Source organism: Pseudomonas sp. S1_G07 (assembly GCF_054668565.1).
The window spans coordinates 1,585,260-1,597,315 of record NZ_CP162778.1 but is presented as its reverse complement, the minus strand read 5'-3'; the positions used below and the strand labels follow the sequence as shown (position 1 = coordinate 1,597,315).

General features: G+C 59.8%; 9 protein-coding genes. 1 reads left to right on the top strand and 8 read right to left on the bottom strand.

Annotated elements, in window-relative coordinates; all coding sequences use genetic code 11:
* Positions 1-27: 27 nt before the first annotated feature.
* The gene (msbA, locus tag AB4O05_RS07260) at positions 28-1,833 is read right to left on the bottom strand and encodes a lipid A export permease/ATP-binding protein MsbA (protein ID WP_460131939.1); all 1,806 of its coding nucleotides are present in this window, start codon (positions 1,831-1,833) and stop codon (positions 28-30) included.
* Positions 1,834-1,991: 158 nt separating this feature from the next.
* Between msbA and AB4O05_RS07255 the strand changes: the two genes are divergently transcribed.
* Positions 1,992-3,845, top strand: a complete 1,854-nt coding sequence (locus AB4O05_RS07255) for an O-antigen ligase family protein (protein ID WP_460131940.1) — start codon at positions 1,992-1,994, stop codon at positions 3,843-3,845.
* A gap of 46 nt (positions 3,846-3,891) precedes the next feature.
* On the opposite strand, the gene AB4O05_RS07250 is transcribed toward AB4O05_RS07255, so the two are convergent.
* Genes AB4O05_RS07250 through AB4O05_RS07220 form a run of 7 tightly spaced genes read right to left on the bottom strand, consistent with a single transcriptional unit; the run spans position 3,892 to position 12,036 of the window.
* Positions 3,892-4,776 carry a glycosyltransferase gene (locus tag AB4O05_RS07250; protein ID WP_460131941.1) on the bottom strand — a complete coding sequence of 295 codons (885 nt, stop codon included), beginning with the start codon at positions 4,774-4,776 and terminating at the stop codon, positions 3,892-3,894.
* Complete coding sequence (locus tag AB4O05_RS07245; protein ID WP_460131942.1) at positions 4,773-5,927, bottom strand: glycosyltransferase family 4 protein; 1,155 nt, start codon at positions 5,925-5,927, stop codon at positions 4,773-4,775. Before AB4O05_RS07245 ends, AB4O05_RS07250 begins: the two co-directional genes overlap by 4 nt.
* On the bottom strand, positions 5,924-6,808 hold the full coding sequence (locus AB4O05_RS07240; RefSeq protein WP_460131943.1) for a DUF6625 family protein: 885 nt from the start codon (positions 6,806-6,808) through the stop codon (positions 5,924-5,926). Before AB4O05_RS07240 ends, AB4O05_RS07245 begins: the two co-directional genes overlap by 4 nt.
* 57 nt (positions 6,809-6,865) lie before the next feature.
* A complete protein-coding gene (locus tag AB4O05_RS07235; RefSeq protein ID WP_460131944.1) occupies positions 6,866-8,272 on the bottom strand; it encodes a PIG-L deacetylase family protein in 1,407 nt (468 codons plus the stop codon).
* Entirely contained in the window at positions 8,269-9,165 is an 897-nt protein-coding gene (locus AB4O05_RS07230; RefSeq protein ID WP_460131945.1) for an antimicrobial resistance protein Mig-14, read from the bottom strand. The genes AB4O05_RS07235 and AB4O05_RS07230 overlap by 4 nt, the downstream gene beginning before the upstream one ends.
* On the bottom strand, positions 9,165-10,295 hold the full coding sequence (locus tag AB4O05_RS07225) for a glycosyltransferase (protein WP_460131947.1): 1,131 nt from the start codon (positions 10,293-10,295) through the stop codon (positions 9,165-9,167). Before AB4O05_RS07225 ends, AB4O05_RS07230 begins: the two co-directional genes overlap by 1 nt.
* Positions 10,279-12,036, bottom strand: a complete 1,758-nt coding sequence (locus tag AB4O05_RS07220; RefSeq protein ID WP_460131950.1) for a carbamoyltransferase family protein — start codon at positions 12,034-12,036, stop codon at positions 10,279-10,281. The genes AB4O05_RS07225 and AB4O05_RS07220 overlap by 17 nt, the downstream gene beginning before the upstream one ends.
* Positions 12,037-12,056 lie beyond the last annotated feature (20 nt).

Sequence of the window (12,056 nt, the reverse complement as noted above, 5' to 3'; positions counted from 1 at the left end):
TGGATCTGCGGCAACTTACACAGGGGTTCAGGTGATGTCGGCGGAAACCGGTGCATCCAGGCCCATGGCGTGCAGGCGGGCATAGTAGCCATTTTGCGCCAACAGCTCGCCGTGGGTGCCGCGTTCGACGATCCGGCCGTCGTCCATCACCAGGATCAGGTCGGCCTTCTCGATGGTGGACAGACGGTGCGCAATCACCAGGGTGGTGCGCCCCTGCATGACCTTGTCCAGCGCCGCCTGGATATGCCGCTCGGATTCGGTGTCGAGGGCCGAGGTGGCCTCGTCGAGAATCAGCAGCGGCGCGTTCTTCAGCAAGGCCCGGGCAATCGCCAGGCGCTGGCGTTGGCCACCGGACAGCAGCACACCGTTTTCGCCGACCTGGGTGTCGAAGCCCTTGGGCAACTGGTCGATGAAATCCTTGGCATTGGCATCCGCCGCCGCCGCTTCAACGTCGGCTCGTGGCGCGCCGGCCAAGTCGCCGTAGGCGATGTTGTTGGTCACGGTGTCGCTGAACAGGGTCACGTGCTGGGTGACCTGGGCGATATGCTTGCGCAGGTTGAGAAGCTTGTAGTCCTCGATCTCCAGGCCATCGAGCAGGATTTCGCCGCTTTCGTGGTGATAGAAGCGCGGGATCAGGCTGGCCAGGGTCGACTTGCCGCTGCCCGAACGACCCACCAGGGCGATCATCTGCCCCGGCTCGGCGGTGAAGCTGATGTCCTTGAGCACATGGCGCTCGGTGCCTGGGTAGGTGAAGTTGAGGTTGCGCACTTCCAGACGACCACTGACCTTGTCGCGCTCGATGGTGCCGCGGTCGACCTCCTTCTCTTCGTCCAATTGTTCGAAGATGCTTTCAGCGCCGGCCACACCTTTCTGGATGGTCGAGCTGACTTCCGACAATTGGCGGATCGGCTTGGGCAAGAGGCCAGCCAAGGTGATGTAGGCCACCATGTCGCCGGCCGACGCATCGCCGCGAAGGTACAGGACCAGAAACATCAGCACCGCCATGGCGGTGTAGATCACCAGTTGCAATGCCGGGGTGTAGATCGCCCCGGTGCGGGTCATGCGCAGTTGCTTGTTGGTGTTGCTCTGGCTGGCCTTGAAGAAGCGTTTCTCCTCGTACACCTCGCCACCGAAACTGCGCACCACGCGATAACCCTGAATGGTTTCCGACGCTACGTGGGTCACGTCACCCATGGCGACCTGAATCTTCTTGCTTTGCTTGCGGAATTTCTTGCTGGCCGTGCTGACCATCACCGCGATCAACGGCAGGATGGCGATCATCACCAGCGTCAAGCGCCAGTTCATGAACAGCAGGGAGGCAAACAGGAAGATCACCGTCATGCCTTCACGGATCACCACCTTGATCGCATCGGTCGCCGCCCCCGTGACCATCGTCACGTTGAAGGTGATACGGGAAATCAGGTGCCCGGAGTTGTGGTTGTCGAAATACCGGTTGGGCAGGGTCAGCAGGTTGTTGAACAATTGCACCCGCAGGTCGTGGACCAGGCCCAGGGAAACCTTGGCCAGCAGGTAGTTGCCCAGGAACGACCCCAGGCCCTGCCACGCCGCGATAAGGATGATCAGCAGCGGCACAGCCTGCAGCAGTTGCAGGTCACGCAGGAGCGGCACGCTGGGGAACAGCACGGCTTCCGGGTTGGACAGGCCGTCGACGAAGTACTTGAGGATGTACCCCAGCATTGGCTGGGTCGACGCGAAAATCAGAAATCCGACGATGCTCAACATGAACAAACCCGCGTAGGGTTTAACGTAACTGAGCAGGCGGAAGTATATTTTCAAGCTCGAAGGGCTTGCGCTCGGACTGGAGTCGGTCATATCACGCGGCGTTTTGAAAAAGGAGGCTGACTTTAGCACAGCTTCTCTGTTGTACTTGCACCCCGTAGGCGCTTCGGCGCTACTGGATCCAATCAGTGACATCACATAGCCATCACCTTATGATGGTCGGCTTTATCTATTCTGGAACGGCTTTTTGTATGCACTCCAAGCGCCTTACCTATGGCTCAAATCGCGTTTTCGACTTCCTGGTCCTATGGATTCTGCCCATTGGCTTGTTGTTGCTCTTGAGTTCGCTGTTCTTCGTCACCAATCGCAATGTGCTGCACAAGTTCTACTACGGCTTTTTCAGCGCGCCAACCTTGCTATTGCTATGCCTGCGGCCGCGAGAGCTCAAGAACCTGCTACGTGAACCCCTGGTGGTTGGTTTCGTGGTGTTCTGCGCCTGGGCGCTGATCACGCTGTTTTGGAGCCCGGAGTCCACCGTCGACTCTGACCTGTTCAAGCGACCGCTGCACACCTTCATGCTCTTTGCCGGTTGCGGGCTTCTGCTGCATTACCGCAACGAACTGATCAAACCGATTTTCTTCAGTGCCGCAGTGATCGCCCTGGTGGTGTGTCTATGCAACCTGGTGGCGTTCGTCAAAGGCTTTGAGCCGGGCATGCGCATGATCGGCGGCCGTGGCGCGCTGGATAACCCCCTGCTCAGCTCCCATCTCTTCGGGTTTTTCTGCGTCTATTGGCTCTATGTCTGCGTGACCACCCAGCGCCTGCGAGTATTGTGGTTCAGCGCTCCCGCGCTGGTGATCATGACGGCCGCGGTCCTGGCCACCGGCTCTCGCACGCCACTGGTTGCGTTGACGCTGGCAGCCGTTTGGATCGCCTTTGTCAGCCACAACCGCCGTTCCATACTGCTGATTGCCACGCTGGTGTTGGGCGGCGCGGCGCTTCTCGTGTTTTATCCTGAAGCGATTACCGAACGTGGCAGCTCATATCGCCTTGATTTGTGGGGTATGACGCTCCAGCGTATAGCCGAGCATCCCTTGATCGGCCACAGTTTCAACTCCGGACTGACCTTGAGCGTAGCCGGTATCGAGCTGATCGAGCCTCACAGCTTCGCCCTCGGTGTACTTTATTACGTTGGCATCATCGGCTTCATCCCATGGGCCTTCATGCTTGGGTGGGGGCTTTACAAAGGTTTCAAGGAGCGCGCACAGAAACTGTTCATCCTGACCTCCGCCCTGCTGGCCTACGGCATCGGCGCCGGCTTGACGGAAGGCGGTGGCATCTTGTCGCGGCCCAAGGAGCACTGGTTCCTGCTGTGGATTCCACTGGCACTGCTCGCCGGCCTGAGCATCGCCCAACGCCGTCGCAGCGTACTGCGCATGCCGGTGAAAACGCCGAAGTCGCAGGCCTTCGAAGCCCTGACCAACGGCGCTGACATCATCGAGGAAGACGGCCTTGGACCGAAAGTCCTGCGTCTTGAAGATGGCAGCTTCCTGAAACTGTTCAGGGCCCGCCGCTGGTATACATCCGGTACGTTCAACCCCTACTCGGAACGCTTTGCCAGCCACTGTGAACAGCTGCGGCAGCTCGGTATTGCCACACCGTCGATCCTTGATCTGTACAGCCTGCACGACAACAGCACCGCGGTGCGCTATCGCCCACTTCCCGGCCTGACCCTGCGCCAGACCCTGCAAAGCCTGGACAGCAGCCTGCGCGAATCGCTGATCGAACGCTTTGGTCGATTCATCGCCCACCTGCACGAGCACGGCGTTTACTTCCGCTCATTGCACCTGGGCAATGTGTTGATCCTGGAAAGCGGGGAATTCGGTCTGATCGACGTGGCCGACATGCGTATCTATCCGTCGGCACTGCGTAACACGCTGCGTCAGCGCAACTTGAAGCACATGCAACGCTATTCGCAGGACCGCAGCTGGTTATTCGAGACTCACTTTGAACAGTTGGCCAAAGGCTATGCGTCCGTTGCATCGCCGCAGGCAACGGTGAAGTTCCGTGAACAGGTGCTGACACTCGCCCGACCAGCGGCCTGAAACCTGAGCCCGGTGCGCCCCTGAACCGGGGCGCACCAGCGCCGTATCAGTCTTTTTCCAGCGGTGAGAAATACAGCCTCGCCAAGCCACGCCAGGTTTTCTTGTTCCATGCCCGAAACGGAATCTGCGCCAATAACTCGCGCGCCAATGCGCGGTTTCGGTTGGAGGTTTTAAGAAACATGGAGCTGAGGAACTTGTAACGCACCTCGTCGTATTGCGGATGGTCGCTGAACAACGCGTAGGAACGCAGAATATTGTCGATCATGAATCGATGGTTCTTGTACGAATTGGTGGCGTGCTTGCGGTAACGAGCCATAAGCACGTTCAAGCCGTCGATGAAGTACCCCGCACGGGTGATCTTCAACTCGATCAATAAGTCTTCCAGGCGAATCTCAGGATCAAACCCTCCGACCTTTTCCAGCGCCTCGCGCCGGATCATAAGCGTGGGCGCCGGCGGGTAAGGCTTACGCTCCAGGAACATGTCGTCGAAGTCCAGGCGTCGAAAAGGCACGTCCCGACGCTGGCGTTTTTCAGGATACAGCTCGCCCTGGGCGTCGATCAGCTCGATATTACCTGCGCAGATACCGACCTCCGGCTTGCCATCCATATAGGCAACCTGCGTGGCAATGCGCTCCGGCAACATGATGTCATCGGAGCCGAACGGCACAATCAGCGGCCCTTGAGACCGTGCAATAGCGCCATTGAGCGTATTGGTCAGGCCCTGGTTCTGCTGGACCCGAAAGTCGAACGTGTAGCGCTCTTGCAATCGGCGAATGCGCTCGACACTGTCATCCGTCGATCCATCGTCAATCACCAGCAACTCGATATTGGGATACGTCTGTTCCAACACACTGAGGATACTTTGCTCAATATAGGGAGCATGGTTATAAGACGCGATGATTACCGTGACCAAAGGCTGGCTCTGATTCATACATTGTTCCTGAGTACGTGAGCCAATTGTGAGTCGATCAGTTCCAGGTACTTCTGACGGAACACCTCAATGTCATGTTGCGCCTGAAGATACTGGTAAGCCTGCTCACCTTTCTGCGCGAGCGCCTCATCGGAGAGCGCCAAATAGGTGTCCAGCGCCTGGGTCAGTTCGGGGACATTGGCCGGCTGCACCGCCAAACCACCCGCGCCTTCAATCAATGGAAGCATCGCCGGCACGCTTGAGGCAATTACTGGCAAGCGGCCGCTCATACCCTCCAGCAAAGCCAGCCCCAGGCCTTCTGCCAACGAAGGCATCGCCCAGATATCGAAGGCTCGAACATATTGCAGGGCATTCTCCTTGAACCCCAGCAAGTGCACACGTCCATCCAGGCCGAGGCTGTGGATTTCAGCAGCCAGGTTGGACTCCTCCCGCCCCGCACCAATGATGGCGAGCTGTGCCATAGGGTAGTTGTCTTTAAGTGCCGCAAACGCCTGCAACAGATAGGTATGACCTTTGACGGGAACCAACCGCCCCAATGCGCCGATCAAACGAACCGAGGGGTCGATGCCCAGCAACTCGCGCGCGCGTTCACGCGGGTGCTGCAACGCTTCGGCCTGCTCGATGTCGATGGCATTGGTAATGGCGTAGGTATTTTGTTCGGTAAACCCGCACTGGCAATCCAGCAGGTACTGCTTGACCGCCGGCGACACGCCGACAAAACGCCAATGTTCGTCAATCCAGCGCTGCGCCTGCTTGCGTCGGTATAGACGCTCATACTCACCAAAACCGTGGGAGATACCGATACACAGTGGAATCTTCAACCAACGGTTCAGTTGCAACATCATATTGACCGGCTTGAAGCGGTTGCACACCACAACGTCAAACTTGTTCTTGCGACAGAACTGGTACAACCGCCACATGGCGCGCAGCCGCAGCCCCTTGAGCGACTTGTCAGAAAACTCAAAGTAGACGGACGAGGCCGCACGACTGACCGGCCCGCCAGCCTTTGGCCGGCCACGCAGAAACGCAGCGGTAACTTCATAGCGGTCTGCAGGCAATGCCTTGACGATCTGTTCGGCCAGATCGGCAAAGTCATGGGATTTAACATTGTAGTCAGGCTGCAATTGCAGGACCTTGAAACGCCGGCTCATAACTCTCCTCGATGGAAACCCGTGGCATCGACAACCCAGGCCGACTCTGCAGCCAGCGCCTCGACATACTCAGTGCCTGGCTGCGGCAGCAATGGCCACTGATTTCGTTTCCAACAGACAAAATGGAAATACGGAAATTCCCGGTCGCCATCCCTGTCGTTGGTCAATCTACCGTTATTCCAGAACCATTGATGGGGGAAGCGATCACTGCCGTCATGCCATTTGATCACGCCACCCGGCGTACTGAATGCCTCGACGAATTCACTGCGCCGGCGCCAGGGGTTGAACTTACCCACCAGCTCAAACAACGGCTTCGGGAAGTTCTTGCGCCACAGGAAAATCCGACTGAACGCGCCCTCATCCAACGCATGATGTGCCTGATCGGTGAAGCGCGCTTGCCAATCCTTGATCCGCATGAACACCTGCCGCTTTCTGGCGGTATTACGCATCAGGCACAAATGACCGGCGACTCGTCGCTCATGGGTCGAGAACAAGTCATAGCCCGCCAGCCGCTCCGCCGTGAAATACTTGCGCAGATTGCCGTAGATCAAGTCCAGGTCGCCAAACGCCCAAAAATCATAGCCCTCGAGCCGATCGGCATGGATATGCCCCAGCGCTGGCTTGATGTCACATAATTTGTAAGCCGCCTGCGGGGCAAAGTTGATACCCAGCCGCTGTGAAACCAGCGCGCAGTAATCGGCAAACGTGATGCTTTCGATTTTGACGTTGCCTGGAACGTTGCCCGGTATCGGGCAGTCGCTGAACAACAGCCAGTCGATATCGGCATTGCGTCGGCAGCTCTCGAGAAAAAACGGCATCCAGAATGGCCAGGAGCCAAAGTAAGGAATCAGGAAAAGGATGCGCGGGCATTGATTGATCATAAGGGACTCACTGTCATTTTTACGGGCGCGCTCCGCGCCTGGCTACGGTGCGCAACCTTACTCAGGCTTGATGAACCAAAAGAGCTCGTGCCGTCGGATGGCCTTGCGGAAAAACTCATTCTCTCCCCATGGCGAGACGGCTCTTCCAGCCAGAAGGCGTTGTATGAAACGCCGCGTACGTCGCTTAAACGGCATCCTGGGTTGCAGGTCATGCATCATGCCGAGCGACATGGCCTTGTCACGTTGGCGGCCCTTGGATAACGGCAAGCAATAAGGCCTCAAAGTGTACACGCAGTCGAAGAGCGGTGGCAAAGAGACACCATTACCAGCATCCCCCATCGGCCAGCGGTCGTTGTCATGCAAGTGATTGGCGTAGCCCAGCACCGTGGTCGGCTGCCACTCCAGCCCCTGCAACGCTTCCATCACGGCTTGCTGCGCGCACAGGTGATCCGGGTGCGGATCGAGCAGCGGGTGTGGCAACACGATCACTTCCGGCCGCGCGGTCAACAGCAGGTGGCGCAAATCGGCCAGCAGATTATTCCAGGTCGGCAGGCCGTCATGATCGGCGGGCAGGGCGAAGGGGTTGAATTGGCGAAACAGGCGAATATCGCTCAGGTCTGCCTCGCGTGAGGCCACAGGCTGATCCGGTGTTGCGCGCATCGCCGGCAGTTGCAGGCAGAAATAACCCAACTGTACGCACTGTGCCTGCGGCACCCCGGCCCACAATGGCACGGCAATGCTGTCCCAGGCACGCAGGCGCCCCTTGATTCGCGAGGCTTCAACCGGATCCAGGCCCATCTGCTGGTAATGCTCGGCTTCGATCTCCCCGGCGGTGAGGGTTACGATCCACGGTTCTTCTGCCTGGCTGTACAGGCCGAAAGCGGCCAGTTCGGCATCGTCGGCATGGGGTGCGATCACCATCACGCGCTGCGCGGTGTAATCCGGCGTCGCCCACGCCCACAACCTTGGCGCGCCCTGCAAGGTGCAAAAGCGCCCGCGCAAACGCAGTTCGCCCGCCGCCAGGGCGGGCGCCAAACCACTGAGGTTGAGATAACGCACGCCTTTCACACCGCGCTCGAACGTCTGCGAATCCAGGCTGCCTGCCCCTGAAATTTCAACACGGGGATCAAGAAACCGCCCCAACCAGCCGCTCTTGACCTCGATTGCCAATACCAGGGTCGCCTCCGCGCCAGGGGGTTGATCCACCAACAGCCGCCCACCTTCCAGGCGCGCGCCAGCCAGCTCGGCGTCTGCCGAAAAACGGTATTGATAGTCTTCGTTGGGGGCATAAAACAGATGGTCGGCAAACCACGCTTCATGGGCGACCCACGCCAGCACGCCGAGGACAAGGGGCAACCACCAGGCGACCCAGATGCCGACCACCACCAGCAGCAGGATACCAATGAGTAAACCGACCCGTTTATTGCGCCGATGGCGCTTGAGCAATTGCTGTTTGCGGCTCATACGGTCAGCACCGGCACAGGGTTGCACCAGCGGTCCTTATATTCACGGTCGGCACGCCCGAAGGAAAAGCGCAGCGGTTTGCCGACCTCGCGCGCCTGTTCCCAGGCACTTTGAGTATTCAGAAAACTCAACACACTGCCTGGGCTGAACGCACGGGTTTCAGGGTCGACGCCACCATTGACATATTCCACGCTGATCCACTCGGGCGACTCGACCCGATACACCAGTTGGACAGCAATAGGCGCATCATTGAGAAAAATCACCGAACCGATCAGCCACTCGCGCAACAACCCGATCACCTCGGCCATGCGCTCGGCGCCCGTGGCGACAAACCCCCAACGTCGCAGAAACAGATCGCAGTAGATCGCCGCCAGTTCAGCGCTGGAAAACTCGCTCACCGGGCGCGCAACGCCACCGGCCTCTTCCAGCAAGCGCAGTTCGCGGCGCTGGTTGTAGCGGAACTTCTTCGACAGTTCTTCCGGCGTGCGCGCCATGGCCAACTGCTCGGACTGGGGTTTGAGGCCGCTGAAACGGCCTTCATTCAGAGTCGACAGGTAGCGTGCGCGGTGCCGCAAGGGCGCCTGGGCGTCAGGAGCGGCGGGCAGGATCAACTCGGCGTTACCCAAGTCGAACAGGCCCTTCTTGCCGCGCTGCTTGAGTACATCCTTGGACAATGCCAGGTCGCGGCCCCAGGTGGCGATGCAGGCCTGCAATTCACCGCCTTGCTCCCAGGCCAGGTAACGCACCGGGATGTCGGCCAGCCCGGCCAGGCGTTCGATCACCTGCGGATGGGTGGCGACGCTGCCGCCAAAACGTTGCCAGGCGTCGCTGTAGACGGGTGCGTCAACGACGGACCAGCCCCGTTCCCGCCAGCCTTGGAATCGATTGAGCATCAAGCCCCCGCGGTCAATTCAAGAACGTGCGGCAGTTGCCAGAAGGTATCGCGTACCGCCTGATCCGAGAACTGCTCGCGCAGGCGCTCCAGCATCATCTCGGCACACTGGCGTCGTTGCGGCTGATCCATCGCCGCCAGGTGCCGCAAGCCCTGGGCCAGGTGTTCGGCATCGCCGAAGGGAAACAGGATACCGACGCCTTCGACCACTTCCCGCGCGCCGCCACAGGAGGTGGCCAGCATCGGCACACCCGCCGCCATGGCCTCCAGCAGTACCATGCCGAAGGGTTCGCGGTCCGAGCTCAGGGCAAACACATCGAACGCCCGAAAATACCGGCGCGCATCCGGTACTTGACCGAGGAACAGCACGTTGTCGGCGATCCCCAGCGCCCGCGCCTGCGCCTTGAGGTCCTGCTCCAGGCGCCCGCTGCCGAGGATTGCCAGGCAGCTTTCAGCCGGCAAATGCGGTAACGCCAGGGCGAACCCCTTGAGCAGCGTGGCCTGATCCTTATCCGGGTGCAGGCGGCCGACATTACCGACCACCCACGCATCCGGCGACAGCCCCAGGGCATCGCGCGCCTCATGCACAGGCACCTGGGTGGCCTGCTGGGCATCGACATCAATGCGGTTATACAAGGTCTGGATACGTGACGCGGGCCAGGCAGGCAGGCAGCGGCGCATGTCGTCACGCACCGCATCGGACACCCCCAGCAAACTCAGGCGCTGGCGGAACATCCCGGCAAACAGCCTGCGACTGCCGCGCTGATAATCACCAAAGGCGTGATGCACACCGATCACCGGCAGCCGCGTGCCGAGCAAGGCGATGTAGATCGGCTTGAAGCGGTGCGCAATGCAGAAACTGAAGTTGCGCGACGCAGCAATTTTGCGCAGTTCACGGATGGCGCCCAGCTTCAGGCCACGAATGGCCTTGGAGCTGAACTCCATGAACAGCACTTCATCGGACGCGCAACCAGCGGCCACGTACGGGTCGGCGGCCCCGGTGAGAAACACCGTGGTCACCTTGTAGCCTGTGCCTGCGAACAAGCTGGCATACTGCCGCGCGCAATCGAGGAACGGCCCGTCATAGCCGTGGCAGAACTGCAGGACGTGGCGGTCAGCCGAGCGCGTCATATGGGTCCACGCCGTCCTTGACGACCAGGATGTCTTCCATGATCAGGTATTGCAGGTCGGAGCCGAAGAACATGTTCAGCGCGTCGGTCGGCGAGCAGATCATCGCTTCGCCACGGCGGTTGAGCGAGGTATTCAGCGACACGCCGTTGCCGGTCAGTACTTCCAGCTCTTTCATCATGTCGTAGTAGCGCGGGTTGTATTCGCGCTTGAGCACCTGGGCGCGCGAGGTGCCGTCTTCATGGACCACTTCCGGCACGCGGGTCTTCCATTCTTCCGACACTTCAAAGGTGAAGGTCATGAACGGCGCCGGGTGATCGACCTTGATCATCTGCGGGGCCACGGTGTCGAGCATCGACGGGCAGAAAGGCCTCCAGCGCTCGCGGAACTTGATCTGATGGTTGATGCGGTCAGCCACGCCAGTCGCGCTCGGGCAACCGATGATCGAACGTCCGCCCAAGGCACGCGGGCCAAACTCCATGCGGCCCTGGAACCAGGCCACCGGGTTGCCGTCGACCATGATTTTGGCGATGCGCTCAGGCGTGTTTTCGATCTTGCGCCAGTTCGGCTTGCTCTCGTGCTTGGCGCACGCAGCGATCACGTCTTCGTTGCTGTAGGACGGGCCGAGGTAGACGTGTTCCATCTTCTCCACCGGCACACCACGGGCGTGGGACACATAAGCGGCCGCGCCGACGGCGGTGCCGGCATCGCCGGACGCCGGCTGCACGAACAGCTCCTTCACGTCGGGGCGGGCAATGATCTTCTGGTTCAGCTTGACGTTCAGTGCACAGCCGCCGGCGAAGGCCAGCTTGCCGGTGTCCTTGAGGATGTCGCCCAGGTAGTGGTCGATCATCTGCAGCGCCAGCTTCTCGAACAGCGCCTGCATGCTGGCGGCGTAGTGGATGTAAGGCTCGTCGGCGATATCGCCTTCGCGCTTGGGGCCCAGCCACTCGATCAGTTTCGGCGAGAAGTAGAAACCCTTGCCTTTCTCTTTGTAGCGACGCAGGCCGATGACGTTGGCGTAGTCGGTGTTGATCACCAACTCGCCATTCTCAAAGGAGGCCAGGCGCGAGAAATCGTATTTGCTGGCATCGCCGTACGGCGCCATGCCCATGACCTTGAACTCGCCGTCGAGCATCTCGAACCCGAGGAACTCGGTGATCGCGCCATACAGGCCGCCGAGGGAGTCCGGGTCGTAGAATTCCTTGATCTTGTGGATCTTGCCGTTTTCGCCGTAGCCGAAGAAGGTGGTGGCGTACTCACCTTTACCGTCGATACCGAGGATCGCGGTTTTCTCCTGGAAGCCCGAACAGTGGTAGGCACTGGAGGCGTGGGCCAGGTGGTGTTCAACCGGTTCGATCTTGATTTTCTTCGGATCGAAGCCCAATTGTTCCAGGCACCAGACGATCTTGTTGCGGTAGCGTTTGTAGCGACGGTTGCCCATCAGGATCGCGTCGAGCGCGCGGTCCGGGGCGTACCAGTAACGCTTGGCGTAGTGCCAGCGCGCCTCGCCGAACAGGCTGATCGGGGCGAACGGAATCGCCACCACGTCCACGTCGGAAGGCTTGATGCCAGCCTGTTCCAGGCAGAACTTCGCCGATTCGTAGGGCATGCGGTTCTTTGCATGTTTGTCGCGTACGAAGCGCTCTTCTTCGGCGGCCGCGATCAGCTTGCCGTCGATATACAGGGCTGCGGAAGGATCATGGCTAAGGGCGCCGGACAGGCCAAGAATCGTCAATGCCACTGGGGTCTAGCCTCTTTTAG